This window comes from Prolixibacteraceae bacterium, from assembly GCA_019856515.1.
GTDB classification, from domain to species: domain Bacteria; phylum Bacteroidota; class Bacteroidia; order Bacteroidales; family Prolixibacteraceae; genus Halosquirtibacter; species Halosquirtibacter xylanolyticus.
In genome coordinates, this window is sequence record CP082230.1 from 3379302 (window position 1) to 3397739 (window position 18438).

15 protein-coding genes are annotated in these 18438 nt (G+C 35.4%); 6 read left to right on the forward strand and 9 right to left on the reverse strand.

Annotated features, from left to right (window positions below; all coding sequences use genetic code 11):
• Nucleotides 1–29: 29 nt before the first annotated feature.
• From K5X82_12400 to K5X82_12420, 5 genes are all read right to left on the reverse strand, one after another.
• Nucleotides 30–1163: a DUF819 family protein gene (locus K5X82_12400; protein ID QZT36081.1), complete on the reverse strand. Its 1134-nt coding sequence runs from the start codon at nucleotides 1161–1163 to the stop codon at nucleotides 30–32.
• 150 nt (nucleotides 1164–1313) lie between these two features.
• Nucleotides 1314–2288 (reverse strand): glycoside hydrolase family 130 protein, encoded by a 975-nt coding sequence (locus K5X82_12405; protein ID QZT36082.1) that lies wholly within the window; start codon nucleotides 2286–2288, stop codon nucleotides 1314–1316.
• Nucleotides 2289–2313: 25 nt separating this feature from the next.
• Nucleotides 2314–3579 (reverse strand): MFS transporter, encoded by a 1266-nt coding sequence (locus K5X82_12410; GenBank protein QZT36083.1) that lies wholly within the window; start codon nucleotides 3577–3579, stop codon nucleotides 2314–2316.
• A gap of 16 nt (nucleotides 3580–3595) precedes the next feature.
• A complete protein-coding gene (locus K5X82_12415; GenBank protein ID QZT36084.1) occupies nucleotides 3596–5854 on the reverse strand; it encodes a GH92 family glycosyl hydrolase in 2259 nt (752 codons plus the stop codon).
• A 19-nt stretch (nucleotides 5855–5873) separates the two neighbouring features.
• Nucleotides 5874–8084, reverse strand: coding sequence for a GH92 family glycosyl hydrolase (locus K5X82_12420; GenBank protein ID QZT36085.1), 2211 nt, complete (start codon nucleotides 8082–8084; stop codon nucleotides 5874–5876).
• Between the two features lie 1507 nt (nucleotides 8085–9591).
• Here K5X82_12420 and K5X82_12425 point away from each other — a divergent pair.
• The gene (locus tag K5X82_12425; GenBank protein QZT36086.1) at nucleotides 9592–10206 is read left to right on the forward strand and encodes a hypothetical protein; all 615 of its coding nucleotides are present in this window, start codon (nucleotides 9592–9594) and stop codon (nucleotides 10204–10206) included.
• Nucleotides 10207–10746: 540 nt separating this feature from the next.
• Entirely contained in the window at nucleotides 10747–11442 is a 696-nt protein-coding gene (locus K5X82_12430; GenBank protein ID QZT36087.1) for a hypothetical protein, read from the forward strand.
• On the opposite strand, the gene K5X82_12435 is transcribed toward K5X82_12430, so the two are convergent.
• A complete protein-coding gene (locus K5X82_12435; protein ID QZT36088.1) occupies nucleotides 11439–11876 on the reverse strand; it encodes a DedA family protein in 438 nt (145 codons plus the stop codon). The two genes, K5X82_12430 and K5X82_12435, sit on opposite strands and share 4 nt — an antisense overlap.
• Before the next feature lie 250 nt (nucleotides 11877–12126).
• On the opposite strand from K5X82_12435, the gene rbfA reads away from it, so the two are divergent.
• From rbfA to K5X82_12450, 3 genes are read left to right on the forward strand one after another with little or no spacing between them, the layout of a single operon-like run.
• Nucleotides 12127–12471: a 30S ribosome-binding factor RbfA gene (gene rbfA / locus K5X82_12440; protein QZT36089.1), complete on the forward strand. Its 345-nt coding sequence runs from the start codon at nucleotides 12127–12129 to the stop codon at nucleotides 12469–12471.
• A 6-nt stretch (nucleotides 12472–12477) separates the two neighbouring features.
• Nucleotides 12478–13293 (forward strand): class I SAM-dependent methyltransferase, encoded by an 816-nt coding sequence (locus K5X82_12445; protein ID QZT36090.1) that lies wholly within the window; start codon nucleotides 12478–12480, stop codon nucleotides 13291–13293.
• Nucleotides 13294–13296: 3 nt separating this feature from the next.
• A complete protein-coding gene (locus K5X82_12450) occupies nucleotides 13297–14526 on the forward strand; it encodes an FtsX-like permease family protein (protein ID QZT36091.1) in 1230 nt (409 codons plus the stop codon).
• 109 nt (nucleotides 14527–14635) lie between these two features.
• Here the strand turns inward: K5X82_12450 and K5X82_12455 are convergent, their stop codons facing one another.
• Together K5X82_12455 and K5X82_12460 are read right to left on the reverse strand one after the other, a co-directional pair.
• On the reverse strand, nucleotides 14636–15028 hold the full coding sequence (locus K5X82_12455; protein ID QZT36092.1) for a hypothetical protein: 393 nt from the start codon (nucleotides 15026–15028) through the stop codon (nucleotides 14636–14638).
• Nucleotides 15029–15420: 392 nt separating this feature from the next.
• Nucleotides 15421–16995 carry a sigma 54-interacting transcriptional regulator gene (locus K5X82_12460; GenBank protein ID QZT36093.1) on the reverse strand — a complete coding sequence of 525 codons (1575 nt, stop codon included), beginning with the start codon at nucleotides 16993–16995 and terminating at the stop codon, nucleotides 15421–15423.
• Nucleotides 16996–17208: 213 nt separating this feature from the next.
• Between K5X82_12460 and K5X82_12465 the strand changes: the two genes are divergently transcribed.
• Nucleotides 17209–17631 carry a DCC1-like thiol-disulfide oxidoreductase family protein gene (locus K5X82_12465; GenBank protein QZT36094.1) on the forward strand — a complete coding sequence of 141 codons (423 nt, stop codon included), beginning with the start codon at nucleotides 17209–17211 and terminating at the stop codon, nucleotides 17629–17631.
• A gap of 3 nt (nucleotides 17632–17634) precedes the next feature.
• Here K5X82_12465 and K5X82_12470 read toward each other — a convergent pair whose 3' ends face one another.
• On the reverse strand, nucleotides 17635–18402 hold the full coding sequence (locus K5X82_12470) for a DUF2797 domain-containing protein (protein ID QZT36095.1): 768 nt from the start codon (nucleotides 18400–18402) through the stop codon (nucleotides 17635–17637).
• Between the last annotated feature and the right edge of the window lie 36 nt (nucleotides 18403–18438).

Genomic DNA, 18438 nt, shown 5'->3' on the forward strand with positions numbered 1-18438 from the left:
CACAGTGGCATTTTTAATATCCTACTTTTTTACGCAAAAAAATCTAGCAGCAATGAGATGGAAACCCCCAAATAGTTTCCTATAATAAATCCCAACATCCCAATAACAATCCCATATAATAGAATGCTTTTATTCTTCATTGAAGAGGTAACTACAGGAACAAAGGCAGGAGAGTAATAGAGTGCAACCATCGCAATTAGTGTTTTGTCTGCATCCTGATTGGTTAATTTAGCCAAGAGTAGATGTAGGACAAAAGATATTAATATGGACCACATCATAAAATAAAAGGTTCCTATACTAGTACCTAAATCTATCTTTGATAAGTCTGCCATACTCGCTAAAATAAAAGAGAATCCAATAATAAAAATATTTCCTAGTTCATATGACAAGGGGAGTTTATTAATGGTTCTGTTACTACTTGCTAGAATTGCAATAGTCGTATTTAGTAAGATGATCACTATGGGTTGTAGATTTTTAGGGAATAGTAAGCCTATTCCTAAACTTAATACGGCCACGCCAATGGCGACACAAAGACTTTTTAACAATGAGGGACCTTCTTTGTAAATAGGTCTAACATTTGATGTAGTCGGCTGTAGGTTACTACTCTTATCTTTATCCACAGGTAGTATCATTCTAAATATTCGCGGAGCGATAGTCATAAAGAAAAACAACGATGGGGAGCCTATGATAAAATCAAGACTATGGACCATTATAAATTCATTCGCTTCAATATTAAGTGCTCCTTTTATTGATGCTAAATTGGGGGTCCCTCCTGAATATAGTCCTGTAACCATTCCTACCATATGAGACATGTGAGGTACTTTATCTTTGAAAATAAAATAACCTGTACATGTGGCGATCAATAGAGATATCAATCCTATCATAAACCCCTTTAAGACTTCTCGATTCTGACGTATTTCTTTCTTTATGTTGATTGAGAAAAGGAGCAGAGGTATTGCAAGTAGAAGATATATCGAAGAGAAATTTTCTTGAAATGAGAAAAGGTTCTCATTATCTAAATCGCATATTTGATGAAAGAGTATTCCAAGAATATATGCCGTAGCAATGGGACCGATTTTAATTAACCATGATACTCTTTGGCACAAATAGTATATAATAAATGGGATCGTAATAAACGTGATACTACAGAAAATATACTCCATCTTAATGAATTCGGATTATTAAAATTAAGAGGGTCAAATGTAGCCTAATTATGGAATAAATGATCACGATGATAAATGAATATTGATATGACCGTATATCAAAGGTAAAACAAGGGAGTCTAGTATGGCTCCCTTGTTATATATATCCTGTTATAGAGAATTTTCTTTTGTCCAAGCAATTACTTCGCTCAGCTTTCCAAATGCAAGTCCTACAACAGTGTCTGCTGCACCATAATATACTGCTACTTTATCTTCTTCTTTATCTACCAACGCCGCACAAGGGAATACAACATTTGGTACATCTCCAGTCAACTCATATGGTGTTGCAGGAGCTAGAATATAGGGTTGAGATCTATAAAGAACCTTGGTTGGATCATTCTTGTCTAAGATGGCAGATCCCATGGAATATCGGAATCCAGAACAAGTGGTAATTACACCATGATAGAACATCAACCAACCTTCATCAGTAAGAATAGGTACAGACCCTGCACCAATCTTAGTACATTGCCATGCACTTTGTTCAAAAGGGGTTACTTTCATAACACAGCGATGCTCTCCCCAATACTTCATATCAGGACTGTAGCTAATATAGATATCACCAAAAGGAGTGTGCCCATTATCCGATGGACGACTTAGCATCGCATATTTCCCATCAATCTTTTCAGGAAATAGCACTCCATTTCTATTGAAAGGAAGAAATGCATTTTCACATTGATGGAATGTTTTAAAATCGAAAGTATATGCAATTCCGATAGTCGGACCATGGTAACCATTACACCATGTTATCCAATAGCGATCTTCTATCCATGTTACACGAGGATCATATTTATATTCAGACTCGATCATTTCTGTATTGCCCGCAACAAACTCAATCGGTTCATGATTAATATCCCAATCAATACCATCCTTACTAAAACCCGCAAAGATGTTCATTTGAACTGCTTTATTATCACATCGAAAAACACCAGCGTAGCCACCTTCGAAGGGAACGACAGCACTATTAAAGATACTATTTGATGTAGGAATATGATATCTTCCAATCACTGGATTCTCTTCAAAACGCCACATTACATCTTTACATCCTTCAGGACGGTCTTGCCAAGGTATTTGAACTTTATTTGTCATGATCTGTAAACTTTATTATTGTATATTATGATTCTATTGTCTCTTCTTTTGTGCCAAAAGGAACGAACTTCGTGATTAGAATAGAAGGAATTGTTGCGATTACAACCCATCCAAAAAACATCTCATATCCCAACCAGTCACTAAGCTCTCCACTAATATATGATGGGATCATTACACCTAGGTTCATGATACTGGTAGCAAAAGCATAATGTGCCATTTTGTATTTACCTGGTGCAATCTGTTGCATCATAAATAGGGTAAGACCAACAAATCCAAATCCGTAACCAAAGTATTCGAAGATTACTGCAATAGAGATCCATGTTAGGCTCTCAGGCTGAAAATGGGCCAAAACAAAATAGACTGCAAAAGGAATATTAAAGATTAAGACCAACTGAAATAATGTCTTCTTTAATCCTTTTTTAGAGATATACTTACCTGCAAGAAGTGATCCGATCACAAAAGCCGCCGCACCCATAGTTCCATAAATAGTTCCCATCTGTGATGTGCTTAACCCTAAACCTCCAACATCTCTCGAAGCCTTTAGAAATAGTGGTGCCATTTTTATGGCAAATCCTTCTGCAAAACGATAAAGTATAATAAAGATAATGTAGTAGAAGATATGCTTCTTTTGGAAGAAAGTCTTTATCACATCTACCAATATAGTGAATCCCTCTTTTGCTTTTTTCTGATCCTTATTGATTGGATTTGGAAGTGCTTTTATATGGTAAATACCCAAAAGCATCATCAAGACTCCGAGGGTTGCCATTACAATAGCCCATCCTCTTACAACCCCCATAGACTTGCCTAACTCTCCTGCTAGGTAGACGAAACCTCCTGTCGAGACAATCTTGGCAATATTATAGAATGCACCTTGCCAACCAATATATTCTGCCTGTTGCGATGAACTTAGACTTTCGATATATAGGCCATCAGCAGCGATATCATGGGTAGCTCCACTTAATCCTACGACAGCTAGCATAGAAATACTAACAGCAAAAAAACTATTCATACCAAGTACCGAAGCAACCATATAGAACATGACTGCTGTGATAAGCTGAGTTAGAACAACGAATACTCGTTTACTTTTAGCCATCTCAAGAAGAGGACTAATCAAAAATTTTAATGACCATGGAAGTATGATAAGAGAAGTCCATTTGGTGATCTCTGCATCACTAATTCCAAGATCTTTATACATAAGTGCTGCCGTTTGGTTGATTACAATGAAAGGTAATCCCATGGCAAAATAAGTAGATGGAACCCAACTAAGTGGGCTCTTTTTGTTTTGCGACATTTGTTGTTGTATTTATTTAGTTCTTATTGGTTGTGTTAATAAACAAAGTGCCACCTTTAGTAATCTCTTGATGAGATATGAAGAACTTATTCCACTTCTTCGCATTCCATTTCATCGAATCGATATAAATATCCCCTTTATCTCCCTTTTTCTCAATCGTGAACGACTGGCCTGGATAGACAGTAGGATCTAATTCGATGGTTACTTTGTCAAAAAGAGGAGTGGTAATTGCATAATTCATATCACCAGGACAAACAGGATAAATTCCCATCATGCTGTATACAATCCAAGCTGAAAGAGTCCCTGTGTCATCATTTCCAGGAATACCATCAGGTTTGTTTGTGTAGTCATGTCTGAGTGTATCTATCCATTTTTGTGTTTGCCACTCTTGTCCCTTAATATAGTTAAAAAGATAAGGATAAGCAATATCTGGTTCGTTGGCTGGATCATAATGTTGTTTCACGAAACTAGTTTCAAGTCGCTCTACAAACCTCTTATTTCCTCCATAAAGTTTAATCAACCCCTTGATGTCATGAGGTACATAAAAGCTATAGTTCCAGCTGGTACCTTCATGGAAACCATGTGCTGGTTCAAAGTTCTCTCCCATGGTTGGATCAAAGTTCTCGATGAAATGCCCATCTTCTTTCTTAGGAACAAACAACTGGTACTCTTTATTAAAGTAATTTCTATAACCCTTTGACTGCTTCTCAAAATGTTTTCCATTTTCTTTGTCACCTAATGCAAAAGCCAAACGGCTTAGGTTCCAATCAGCAATGTAGTATTCTAATGCATGTGATACCGAATTATCAAAATTATGAGTAAAAGGTACATAGCCATGTTTCAAGTAGAAGTCATTATCTGGACGTAGAGGATTAAGTTTTTGCTTTGTAGTAGCCGATTTTAACATGGCTTTGTAAGCTTTGTTAATATCAAAACCGCGAATACCTCTTAAATAGGTGTCTGTTATCACAGGCAACGAAGGGTCTCCTTCCATTACATAAGTTTCTCTTCCATACAACTCCCATTTTGGCAACCATCCACTTTCATCGTACATGTCAATCATGGTTTGAACCATCTCTCTCTGTTTCTCTGGATATGCTAATGACAAGAATGGATGCACATTACGATAAGTATCCCAAAGAGAGAATACTGTATAACGATTTCGGTCTTGTGCTGTGAGTATCTGATCTGACTCCATAGCAGGATATTGCCCATTCACATCTTGAAGAATATTTGGATGTAGAAGTATGTGGTAGAGTGCACTGTAGAATACGGTCTTATTATCCTCAGTTCCACCTTCAACTTTAATTCTAGAAAGTTCGCTGTTCCAGCTCTTATAGGCGCTGTCGGCTACTTTATTGAAATTGAAACTTGGTTGTTCCACTTCCATATTCTGCCTTGCATTGTCAATAGAAACATAAGAAACGCCAACTTTCACTTCGATCTGCTCTCCGTCTTTGGTGTCAAAAGTAAAGAAGGTCCCGATATTATCGCCAGCCATCTCTTTATAGTATTTCTTATATATCTTATATTTACCGCTAGTGGATGACCACTGAGCACGAGGACCTGCTAGTGGTTGTTGAAACTTAAAGTACCCTCTATCTTTAGCAGGTTTGCTAAACTTCACTACAAAATATATTGGGAATACAGCGTCTTTATTATAGCAAAATGTTCCGAGTAGTTTTGAACCTTCAATCTCTGTTGGTGAAACAATCTTAGTGTAAGCACCACTTTCATTGGTTAACCCTAATCCAAGATTTAAGAGAATATTTGATTGACCTTTAGGAAAAGTATACCTGCTAATTCCCACACGTTGTGTCGAGCTAACTTCGGCCTTAATATTATATTTGTTTATGGTTGTGCTATAGTATCCTGGCTTTGCAACTTGGTCACTATAAGTAGAACCATACTTATTTTTATCCACCTCCAGTTTACCTGTTGTTGGCATTAAGATAATAGATCCTAAGTCAGGACAACCAACACCACTCAGGTTGACATGAGTAAATCCTGTCATAAAGCTATTATCCGAAACAAATGGATTAGACAACCAACGTGAGTCAGTATTTAATGGATTAAGATCGTCTAGAGTGACATTATAAGGAACTACCGATACCATTCCGTTGGGAACTACTGCTCCTGGATAACATGCTCCAAAATTAGAGGTTCCGATAAAAGGATTCACGTAGGATGCAGGATCTTGAGCTTTCAGACCTGACCAAACAAGCATAAGCAAAATTGGTAGAACAAGTCTTGTCTTTTGTACTGAATGTATCATATTCAATAAGGTTTAAGAGTTAGTTGTTGTTTTCCAGTTTCTTGAAAGTGTTAGAAGGCACGCTACTCATATAAAACTTCAGTTCGCCTCCTTTTTTTATCTCTTTGTGTGTAATGAAAGATCTATTCAACCTTTTACCATTTAACTCAACATGATCCACATAGATATTATTGTTTCCGAAATTATCTGCAACCACATTAAATGTCTTATGATTAGTAAGGTTAATAGTAATTTCAGGTACATTAGGAGCCCCCAATTGGTATTGTCCACTTGCAGGGTTCATTGGATAGATGCCAATAGAGCTAAGGATATACCATGCAGACATTTGACCACAATCTTCATTTCCCGAAATACCATCTGGATTATTATGATACATCTCGTTTATCACTTTATGAATTAATGATTGTGTCTTATCTGGCCTGTTGGCAATGTTATAAAGATAAATAGTATGGTGACCAGGCTCATTTCCGTGAGCATATCCTCCAATTAGTCCAGAGATATCTGGAGAAGCATGTTCTCCCGTAATTCCCTCCTTAAGAGAGAAGAAAGTGTCTAACTTTTCTACGAATGGCTTTTCTCCACCAAGAAGAGAGATAAGCTTTTGTGGATTCTGTGGAACTAACCATAGATATTGCCATGCTGTCCCTTCGGTGTAATCATTGTCACGGTGCCTTGATTCCGTAGGAACAAATGGCGTAACCCATGATCCATCAGCATTCTTACCTCTAAAAAATCCAGTCTCTTTATTGAAATAGTTTTCAAAATTATTGGCTCTCTTGATAAAGTATTGGTAATCCTCTTTGTAGCCTAACTTCTTTGCTACTGCTGCAACAGCCCAATCATCAACACTATACTCGAGAGATTTTGCTACTGCTTCATTCTCTTTATCCGAAGGGATATAACCGATCTTATTGTGATATCCCATACCTCTGCGGTCGATTAGAGAGCTCTTTTTCATGGCTTGATAAGCCTCTTCTCTATCGAAATCTCCAATGTCTTTCATGATCGCTTCTGCAATCACTGAGATTGCATGGTTTCCGACCATACACCCATTATCATTTCCTTCAAGTTCCCAGACAGGAAGAAATCCCATGGTCTCATAATGATCAAGCAAAGATCTCACCATGTCATTTACTCTTTTCTCGTCTGTGATGGTCATCAGTGGATGTAAAGAACGATATGTATCCCAAAGAGAGAAAACGGTATATCTATTATAACCTTCTGCTACTTTATTCTGTCCATTAGGTGCTTTGTATTGTCCATTCTGGTCAGAGAAAAGAGCTGGAGCAATCATTGTGTGATATAGTGCAGTATAGAATATGGTATCTGTGTTAGCAGATGCACCATTAATATGAATCTTAGATAGTGACTTATTCCATTGTTCATGAGTAAATTTTTGGGTCTCTTCAAAGTTAAAGGTAGCATTATCGGTAGTGATATTCTCTTCTGCATTCATTTTACTCACAGATGAGATTCCTACTTTTACCACAACTTCACTTTGTTTAAATTCGAAAGCACCAACAGCTTGATTATCTCCTGTCTCAAATACTTGTTTTGCAATAATAGGTGCAGAGAATTGCGCGACAAAATAAACTCTTTGATCTTTAGCCCATCCAGTAGACCATCTATATCCAGAGATCTGTGTCGGAGACTCCTCGGTGATAGCAGTTTTCACTGTAGCATCCCAGTTTTTCGCATATCCTAGATTGAATATAATTGTATTATTACCTTGATGCTTAGGAAAACTATAACGATGAACACCTACACGTTTGGTTGTGGTTAGTTCAGCCTTGATACCGCTATTGTTAAATCGGACGCCATAGTACCCTGGAGAAGCTTTCTCATCCTCTTTATCATAAGTCCCAATGTAGTTCGAGATAAATGCTGCATTATCATCCCCCTCACGATATTCCACCTTCTTAATGGTGGGAAGAACAGATATGTCATATAAGTCTCCAATACCAGTTCCGCTAAGGTGAAGATGACTAAACCCAACTACAGTAGAGTCTGAATCGTGATATCCTGAACACCAATCCCAGCCACCAGTAACATTGTCTGGGCTTAATTGAATTTGTCCATAAGGGAAAGCTGCGCCAGGGAAGGTGTGTCCATGTCCGCCAGTTCCTATAAAAACGTTTACTTTCGACGCATAATCTTCTTGGGTTTGATCTGTGCTAACACAGCTAAACAGAGTAAGAAGTGATAATGCAGATAGCCATATGTATTTCATCGTTCCAAAAATTTAAATTCAATTTTAATGATATATAGTGTTCCTTGAATCTCATATGATGAGTTCACAGTAAAATGTCTAAAAATCAATAAATGAAGGAATAACGATAAGAAAGATGCTATCTGTTCTCTGTCTATGTTATGATGCAAGATACAATTTTATTTTTGATTTTTGTTTCCTCAAATGGTATGCCATTTGAAAAATAGTAAGCAAAATAACTCCAAATTAGATAAATGCTCTTTTTATGAAAAGTATATCAACACTTAATGGTCAATTTATATGACGATGTTCGGTTTAGAAGTTGCTGTTAATTAGATTGATGTATTGTTTTGTAGATATTTTATTCTGTCTTTTTAGGCTTTTTAATGTCTTCTTTCAATACGATGGTGTCATATCCATCTCTTTTGAGGATTTAGACTTTCAATATCTGTCACATTCAAGGTCTAAAATATCAGTTCTGAAGACTCTATTTTGTTCCTCTCAACAAAAATGTATTCAATAGATGTGACACTTTGCTTTACTCGTGTTAAACTATAAAAAAACAGTAACCTTTCCCTTCTTCAATACGGTCTTAAAGCGATTCGAATACGGCTCCAATACGGTGATAGTTCATACTTCGTCCAAGGTTCCTTCATAGTTCAGTCAAGAATTTAGCCTTTTTTATGTGGCTGCTCTGAATGAGGTTTAAGTTATTCTAGTTAAATCACCGTATTGGAACCGTAGGTGAAGCGTATTAAAACCGTATCAAGAGGCTGTTTGAGAAAAATTCTATCGTTGATTAATAGATTGGGGTATATTGACCTAGTGGTTATTTCCGTCGGGTTAATAAAATTCATTTTTGGTAAACTATTTTACAATTATAGTAGACATTATTGTTATATGGACCACATCTAAAAATGTCATATATATAGATCGAATTGTCATGTTCGATAACTCTTTTTAGGAGCATGGCATAGAATCTATGAATTTTAGCAAACGGATTGCCTTATACTAATCATAGATAGTTTATCGATAATTAAAAATACTTACTCCGTGAAATAAATCATGACATAGAGATTATTAAAGTCATGTTTTTATCAATCGTTGATCTATATCTTTCCCCTGTCTACTTTATTGATTAACCTTTATCGTTGTATGATGAGATGAAGCTTGTTATATCTCAGAGGAGGCGTCTTTAATGAGATAAATAATTATCACAATCGATCATAATGAGAACAATGTCTTATTTTTCTTGTTGATATTAATAAATAGTTCATTACGTGATATATGATGGATTTTATTGGTTACAATAAGAAATACACATATGATTAACATACGGATTCAAATAGTGTTGTGTTTGTGACTATTTGATCAATATTTAGTAATGATTATTTAAGAATGTTGAAGAAAAAAATAAAGATATTTGTTTGTGGTATAATATTTGTGATAAGATTGAATGATACTAAAACATAATGTGTGCCAACTAATTTAAATGCGTGCTAACCTCTAAAGATTTTACGCTATGGTGATGGATCAAAGAATAACAGGATTTAGACTAAAAGAGGGACGTGAGATATTACGTAATGGGCTTCCTTATTTAAAGATTAAGGATGTTCTATCTGCTCTTGGTTTTAATGGGCGACACCTTCAAGAGGGTGCCAAACTTGCTCATGAGATACACTCCATTACAAATCATAATGATTTTGTTACAAGAGATCATCATGAAACCAATCATCATATTCTACAGGATAGAAGATTGATTGAGATTGATTTGCTTCGTTTGAGGCGTTTGTCACAGTTTGTTGTTGATCAGGATAGCATTTTATATGAGGAGTTAAGACTTTCGGAGTCACTTCCTATAGCACATTATCATTTCATTGAGATGGCTCATGGTTTTGTTGGACGTTTATTACATCATGAAAGTATGTTGAACAGTTTATCTCGTCACGGTTTTAGTCGAATAAGATTAGAGATTCTACAACATGATATTGAGAGGTTAAGAAGTGAACTATTTGATGCAGACTCACTTCATCAATCTATAGATAAGAATAGAAAGAATTTGGATATTAAACTATCTGAGTTGATAGAGCTTGGTAAGAAATTTGGAATTACGTCACGACAGATTCTTGCAAGTTGTTTTTGAGAATTTGTTATATTATTGATCCCCGATTATATTTTAATAAAGCTGTCCTAGAGGCAGCTTTTTTTATGTGATTAAGTGAATTCTTAAGGTATTATGTAGAGGTTGTAATGATGTGTAGATAAATACAAAATCCGAGAGGATAATTTATCAGGGTGTTAATCTTATTACCCTCTCGTTTCTTTTTGAATAACAGTGTTTCGTAATAATCAGGGTGAGGATTATATGTTACAATTATAATGAGTACAAAATCGAATCACTCTTACCATACTGCTATGAAATATCTAATAGAATGTTAAGGTTACCTTTTACGCATTTTATTGTAGTAATTTGACTCCTGTTTAGTCTGTTTTAAGGTGTTTCCCACATAGATTGTTTCGTATGTAAACATTGATTGATATTCATAAATTATAATTATGAATTACATAAAACGTTCATTAATTGGTGTAATAATTGAAAGTCACTCTATTATGTTATATTTGTAGCGTTGTGTATAACAATTATTATAAATATATGTTATAGTTTTATGTTGTGTTGTAGCTTATGAATAGACTTTTACTTTTTATCCTTATCCTGTTTTGCCAAAAACTCGCTTTCTCGCAAAGTATTGGTGTTGAACTAAACAGTGGTTTTAACATCGGAGATGATAACAGGGTTACCACTATAGGTGCTAATGCGAAATATGAATTTACTCCTTATATTTCAGCCGTAGTCGGAATTACAAAATTTAATTACACGCTGAGCGGAGGTTGGATGACTGAAACGAACGAGAAGTATTTAGTGTATACAATTAAAGATGCTCCATATGATACATGGATTCCTAGTCTGGGAGTTGAAGGTTCTCTGCCATTTTTAGAGAATAAAATTCACTCTTTAGGTTTTATGGGAAGGGTTATGGGGTACAATGTTCCGTCCATTGATAGACCGTTTAAGATACAGCAGGAGGGGTTTATTCTAGACCTTAACAGTGTATCTAAGAGTGGCGTGAAGACGACGGTGGATAAGACATTTGATTTAACTTCTGAGGGACAAGGAAATATCTCGTTGGCTTTTTTGGGCGGACTATACTATCGATACAAAAATTTCAGAACGAACTTAACTGTTGAACAGAACGGTATTGATCTTTTCTATGATCTTCGCAATATTAAGTTGGATGATGATGTATATATGCGAAATTTATTAACCTCTCCCGGTATGATTATGTGGTCGATGTCGGTGTCATATTATTTCCAGTTTTAAACAAGCAAGGTGAGGTATGTCCATAAGACATATCTTGCCACTTTACCAATGAGCATATATACTGCACAAGCAAAAGAGTTAATCTTCAAGAATCCGAGCCCCAATACGATTGCATTTCCAATACCGGGAATAAATGAAAGGGAAGCACTCATTGGTCCCCACTTTTCAAATCTTTTTTGAGTTTTTATAATCTTATTGCGTGATACCCGAAAGTATTTCTCAATCCATTCCCACTTTCCCAAATACCCGATGTAATAAGTTGTTTGTCCACCAATAAAATTTCCAAGTGAGGCAACGATTATCGCAGTTTTAATGTCATAACCATTCAATATTAATGCTGATAGTACGACTTCAGAGCTAAATGGAACAACTGTTCCAGCTAAAAATGCTGAGATAAAAAGACCTAGTAATCCAAATGTAGTTAAATCCACCATATGGGTGTAAAGATAGGATTATTATGTTACGGTATTCATATCTAGATTGCGATTGTATATTAAACTTGCATTAAACTTGTTGGGGAGAAATTATCATACCCTTTATATCGAATTGTTAAAATGTAGAGGAGATAAATCGTGTTGAAGTGTAAGAATCTAAATAGCATGCACTATATTGCTATTATTGGTTGGTGGTATCTTATTTAGATAGAATTTGCTTAACTTTGCCTGAAGGTAAAAAAATAAAGATATGGAAGAGTATTCAACTCGACAACAAAAAGTTGGAAGATTAATTCAAAAAGAACTAGGCGAGTATTTTCGTCTTAACTCACTCTCTGTTTTTGGAGGTCGTATGATTTCGGTAACGGTTGTACGTGTATCTAAAGATTTGGCTATTGCTAGATGCTATCTTAGTGTGTTTCCTTCTGATAATGTAGAAGCATATGTTGAGGAGGTCAATAAAATTGCTAAGAATATTCGCTACAGCTTAGGTCAGAAGATAAAGAAGCAAGTTCGTATTATCCCAGAACTTTCATTTCATGTAGATGATAGTCTAGATTATGCTGAAAATATTGAGAATCTATTAAATAATTAAATAGTAATGAAGTACGATCCGATAAAGCGTTCGTTAGGAAAGGTGTTTAATAGAACACCTTTTTTACGTATTATATTTTACAAGCTCTTAGATATTCTATTATTACGATCATGGCATATTCGAAGAGAGCTAAAGAAATTGTCAGTAGACCAACGTGAGATTTTAGATGCTGGTTCAGGATTTGGACAATATGTTTATCGGATGTCTTGTTACTTTAAGAAGGCTCATATTCTTGGTGTCGATGTAAAAAATGAGCAGGTTGAAGATTGTAATCAATTTTTTCAGAAAATAGGGAAAGGGGAAAGGGTTCAATTTGAATATGCCGATCTTACCCAATTTGTATCTAAAGATCGATTTTCTTTGATCTTGTCGGTGGATGTGATGGAGCATATTGAAGAGGACTGTGACGTATTTGATCATTTTTATCAAAGTTTAAAAGAGGATGGTACTTTATTAATATCCACTCCAAGTGACCAAGGTGGAAGTGATGCACACGATCACGATCACGATCATGATGAGGTGCATGGTTTTATTGATGAACATGTCAGAGACGGATATGGTGTCGAAGATATAAAGTCTAAATTAACCAATGCAGGGTTTCATTCAATTGATGTTGCTTATAGTTATGGTTGTCCAGGAAAAATAAGCTGGAAATTGTCGATGAAGTATCCTATTTTACTCCTTGGTGTATCTCAATTATTCTTTGTTCTGCTTCCATTTTACTATCTTGTTGTTTTTCCACTATGTATTATTCTTAACTACATGGATGTACTGATGAAGCATGATACTGGAACTGGACTTATTGTTGTCGCAAAAAAATAAACTGTGAATCTTTCTTTCTACATTGCCAAGCGTTATCTCTTTTCGAAGAAAAAAACTAAGGTTATAAATATCATTTCGCTAATCTCAATGATTGGGTTGGCTGTAGGAACTTTTGCATTGGTTATAACCATATCTGTATTTAATGGTTTTGATAATCTAATTCAATCTCGTTTTTCTTCATTCGATCCTCCTCTGAGAGTGATGCCGATAGAGGGGAAAGTATTTAATATTAATACAATTCCATTAGATGAGTTGAATAAGATTTCGGGTGTACGATCGATTTCTCTTACCGTAGAGGAGAATGCACTTCTACGATATGGTAAAAATACAACTATAGCTACTGTTAAAGGAGTAGATTCCTTGTTTCTTATGAAGTCAGGTGTCGCCAAGATGATGATAGAAGGTGTTGCTCGATTACACAAACGTGATAAGAGTGGTGTTTTGCTTGGAGGTATGGTGGCCAGTGACCTTAGAATAGGCTTTAATTTTCAACGTCCGTTGAGTTTCTATTTCCCAAAGAAAACAAAGAATTTAAGTATAAATATAACGCAGAGTTTTCGCCAAAAAATTGCTTACCCAACAGGTTGTTTCTCTATTCAAGCAGATATTGATCAAAAGTATGTTTTGGTTCCATTAGATTTTGCGAGAACACTAATGGGACGTAAAGAGGGTGATGTAAGTCAATTAGAAGTGTATCTGACCGATAACGCTGATGAAGATAATGTTCGTGTTGAAATGCTTTCACTGCTTGGCAATAAGTTCAAGGTGTTGAATAAATATCAGCAGCATGATACTTATTACAAAATTATGAAAGGTGAGAAGTGGACTATCTTTCTGATATTGGTGTTTATTCTTTTTGTTGCTTCGTTTAACCTTATTGGCTCTATCTCAATGTTAATGATTGATAAGAAGGATGATGTTGCGATACTACAAAGTATGGGTGCAAACAAGAAACTGGTAAGGCATATTTTTCTCTATGAAGGTTGGTTAATATCTGTTTTGGGGATGTTAATTGGGCTTGTGCTTGGAGTTATTCTTTGTTATCTACAACAAGAGTTTGGTATTGTTAAACTGCAAGGTGGAGGGGCATTTATTGTAGATGCGTATCCTGTACAACTTGTGGGAAGTGATATCTTAATAATTTCACTAACTGTAACGGCATTAGGACTTCTTGCTTCTTGGGTTCCAATTCGGTTCCTAAATTTCGATCACATAAATATTAATGAAGGATAGTCGCTAACATCATCTTGTTGGATGGACTATATTGTGTAGACATAAAAATCGCGATATTTAGACTAGTCCTAAATATCGCGTTATGAATGTACTTTCAACTTTACGAAGATTACTTTTGAATTTCATAAGTGTATTTTTTAGATCCTGACTTAATTTTTACTGAAATCATATCTCCTTCGTCGATTGAAGTTAATGAGTAAGCTGTTGAGATTGCATTCTTGTGACCAAAACCATTGGCGTGAAGGATGTTGTTCTCTCCGTCAGTAAAAGTGATCGAAACTTTATCTTCTGTTGGGTTTAGGTAGCTAACAAATAGTTTATCATTTTTGATGAATAGAACTGGAGCTCCAATTACATTTTCTCTAATAACTTCTTGGTTTGCATTTGACAATGCTACTGTTGTAATGTCTTTGTCTTCATCTGAATTCAACTTAGTATCTTTTGCAAAAGAGTTGAAAGAAACTGCAAATAAAATAACTGCTAGTGATAAAACTTTTTTCATAACGTTTAATTTTTGTTTTTGTATCAATTACAACTACACTATTGCCACTATCGTGCCAAAAATAAACGAATTAATTTAATACACTGTATTGCAGTTAGTTATGTGAGTGTATTTTTTTTGATTAATATAGGAATAACGATTTTCTACATAAATGTAGGCTATGGGTTGTTATAAGACAAAAATGTAGATTTTATTTCTTATTTTGGATTAATACACTGATATGTAGCTACTTGGGTGTTATGTGTGTGTGAATGTGTTGTATAACATGTTTTACGACTACATTTAAAATCTACATTTATGTAGATTTTAAATGTAGTCGTAATTTCGATCTAAATGATGTATTTTGATCAGGAATAGCTTATATATAGAAACAATTCGTCATGAATGACTATTTATTTGTTCTTGTTTTTGTAATCAGACGCTTTAATTTTATACTTCATAAGCCTGAGTCCAAGTTTTCGTTCTGAGATTTTAAGTTGTTCAGATGTTCTTTTAATACTTCCTTTATGCTCCGTAAGTGCTTTTTGAATAACTTGCTTCTCAATAGATGATATAGTCTCTTCTAAGCCATCTTTCTTGTGTTCTCCTATATTTTCCTCAATCTGAAGAGTAGTTGGGAGAGAATAACTGTGAATGACGTTATCATGTGCCATGATACACGCTCTTTCAATTGTGTTTTCGAGTTCTCGTACGTTACCTGGCCAAGAATACATCATCAAACGATCCATTGCCCTCTGTGTTATTCTATTAATGGAAGCATTGTTTTGATTGTTATACTTCTGAATAAAATGGTCTACAAGAAGAGGAATGTCATTCTTTCGCTCTCTTAATGCAGGAACAAAAAGAGGGAATACGTTAATACGGTAGAATAAATCTTCTCGAAATTCACCATTGGTCATCATCTCTTCTAGGTGTCTGTTGGTGGCACAAACGAAGCGGACATCTGTTTTAAGTGTTTCGGTTCCACCAAGTCTTTCGAATGTTCGTTCTTGTAGCACTCTTAGCAGTTTTACTTGGGTTGACATTGGTAGATCTCCTATTTCATCTAAGAATATTGTACCTCCATCGGCTAGTTCAAAACGGCCTTTACGACGACTGTCTGCTCCAGTAAAAGCTCCTCTTTCATGTCCAAAAAGTTCACTTTCGATCAGTGCTTCAGGAATAGCAGAACAGTTTACCTTAATAAATGGTTTCTCTGCACGATCGCTAGAAAAGTGGATTGCATCGGCAATCATCTCTTTACCAATACCGCTTTCTCCACGTATAAGAACAGTGGACATAGTTTTTGCAACCAGGGACACTTGGTTAAACACATCTTTCATCTTAGAGCTGTTTCCAACAATACTCGAGAAATTTCGCGCTTTGCTGGATGTTTGCTTTAGACCTAAATTCTCTGCACGAAGCTTCTCAATCTCGTCCATTTGTGTACGTTTAGTTTTTACCGCTTGTACTAGCATCGTTCCAATGATTGCAAGAAGACGTTTTTCGCTATCATAGCTATTTTGTGGACGGTATTTCATGGTCGAACTAAGGGTGCCAACGACTTGCTCTTCCTGAAAAATAGGGACACATATGAATGTATAATTGGCTCCCTGATTGGTTAATTGGTTCATCTTATTAGAGAAGAACTTTGATTCACCTAGATTTTCAATGACTACAGGACGGGCAAGTTCGACAACCCTACCAATAATTCCTTCTCCGATTTTAAATTTACCCTTAGACTCTTGTGCAGGACTAAGACCATAGGACTCGCCGACAACTATTTGGGATCTTTGACGATTAAGAATCGCTAAAAATGAACTATCACTATTTAAATGGTCACACACCATTTTCAGTATAGGAGTAAGTGTTGATGATACATCCTGACTTCGTATTAGTGTTTGACTAATATCGAAGAGAAGATTCATTTCATCATTAATATTACATGGTTTTCCTGAATAGTTGCAAATGGTGTTATCTCTTTCCATTATATTACATTTAGACTTATATATTCCAATAAGGTGAAATTATATGTTTTTTCAAAAAAAATAGGGTAGATTCAGTGGTTTCTTTCTGTAATTTATTGATATTTAGATTGTGCGTAACGGTGTGTTACATAACATATTGTAAACAGTTACTCGATTTGTATTGTTTAGGTTATAGTAATAATCAAGGTTTAATTAAAGCAAAAGAGTTATAATATGAATCATACAGATCTTTCTAAACAATGGGATGCTAAGCAGTGGTGGATTTTCTTTGATGATGAGTGTATGGTTTGCTCATTTTGGGTTTACATCATCCTTAAGTTTGAACAAGAACCACGGTTCTATTTTGGAGGTTTGTATGCAAAAGAGACAAAAGAGATATTTAAGATACATGGCTATAAACCCAGTATTGATGGTGTTATCTTTTTCCATGACAATACATTTTATAGTGGTGCAAGAGCTATATTTGAGATCACACATCGATTACGATATCCTTTTAAGTTGATATATTTCTTACGTTTAATTCCAATTTCGATTAGTGATTTTGTTTATCGAATGATTGCAATGATTCGTTGGAGACCAGGTAAAACATATTGTCGATCAAGTTTCCTATTCAAAAAGAACAGAGTTCGATGGTAGATATCAGATGTCGACTTCAACCATATATCCAGAATGCCGTCTTATATTGAGCACTCCATGTTCAAAAATAATATATTGACCTTTTATTCCTTTGATCACACCTTCAATGATAGGTGTTTTATCAAAAGAGAGACTTTGTACTTTGGTTGGATACTCCTCTACAGGATAATTGAGAAGTTGAATATCGCTGTTCTGTACAATATATCTTTGTAACTCAATAGGAAGATATTGCCCTGCTAGCTTGAGCTCAGTCTCAAGCTTATCAATGGATGCTACTTCATTCTTCAACATCTTCATCCATGATGTTTTATCCGTGTAGTGTTTTTTTAATACCGTTTCTATGATTCCAGCAATATGTCGATTAGGGGTTTCACATAATATAGATGCAGCCGAAGCTCCTTGGTCTATCCATCTAGTTGGAATTTGGTGATGACGTGTCACACCAACTTTAACATCGCTTGAAAGGGCTAAATAAACGTAATGTGGTATAAGATCGTGTTTGACAGACCATTCGATATCTCTAGCTTCTCCCCACTGTGCTCTGGATAATTCTGGATTAATAATACTAGGGTCCGACATTGGAGAGTTTAGGTAACAGTTGTAACAGAACCCCTGATTAAAAGACTTCTTTGTTTTCTTTCCACAGTCTACACAGTTAATTTGTCCTTTAAAATGAAATGAGACATGCTGGCCGATAGAGTGATTAAGTGGAATGGTTTTATCTGATAAAACAAGCTCGTATTGAATGGGGTCACCATTCATAACTTTCATCTTTGTAAGATTTCCTTGATAGATCATATGAAGTCT

Coding starts and splice junctions, on each gene's coding strand:
- rbfA (QZT36089.1), top strand. CDS start 12,127: ATGGAAGAGTATTCAACTCGACAACAAAAAGTTGGAAGATTAATTCAA.
- K5X82_12460 (QZT36093.1), bottom strand. CDS start 16,995: ATGGAAAGAGATAACACCATTTGCAACTATTCAGGAAAACCATGTAAT.
- K5X82_12415 (QZT36084.1), bottom strand. CDS start 5,854: ATGATACATTCAGTACAAAAGACAAGACTTGTTCTACCAATTTTGCTT.
- K5X82_12455 (QZT36092.1), bottom strand. CDS start 15,028: ATGAAAAAAGTTTTATCACTAGCAGTTATTTTATTTGCAGTTTCTTTC.
- K5X82_12400 (QZT36081.1), bottom strand. CDS start 1,163: ATGGAGTATATTTTCTGTAGTATCACGTTTATTACGATCCCATTTATT.
- K5X82_12435 (QZT36088.1), bottom strand. CDS start 11,876: ATGGTGGATTTAACTACATTTGGATTACTAGGTCTTTTTATCTCAGCA.
- K5X82_12465 (QZT36094.1), top strand. CDS start 17,209: ATGAATCATACAGATCTTTCTAAACAATGGGATGCTAAGCAGTGGTGG.
- K5X82_12445 (QZT36090.1), top strand. CDS start 12,478: ATGAAGTACGATCCGATAAAGCGTTCGTTAGGAAAGGTGTTTAATAGA.
- K5X82_12420 (QZT36085.1), bottom strand. CDS start 8,084: ATGAAATACATATGGCTATCTGCATTATCACTTCTTACTCTGTTTAGC.
- K5X82_12405 (QZT36082.1), bottom strand. CDS start 2,288: ATGACAAATAAAGTTCAAATACCTTGGCAAGACCGTCCTGAAGGATGT.
- K5X82_12430 (QZT36087.1), top strand. CDS start 10,747: ATGAATAGACTTTTACTTTTTATCCTTATCCTGTTTTGCCAAAAACTC.
- K5X82_12410 (QZT36083.1), bottom strand. CDS start 3,579: ATGTCGCAAAACAAAAAGAGCCCACTTAGTTGGGTTCCATCTACTTAT.
- K5X82_12425 (QZT36086.1), top strand. CDS start 9,592: ATGGATCAAAGAATAACAGGATTTAGACTAAAAGAGGGACGTGAGATA.
- K5X82_12470 (QZT36095.1), bottom strand. CDS start 18,402: ATGAAAGTTATGAATGGTGACCCCATTCAATACGAGCTTGTTTTATCA.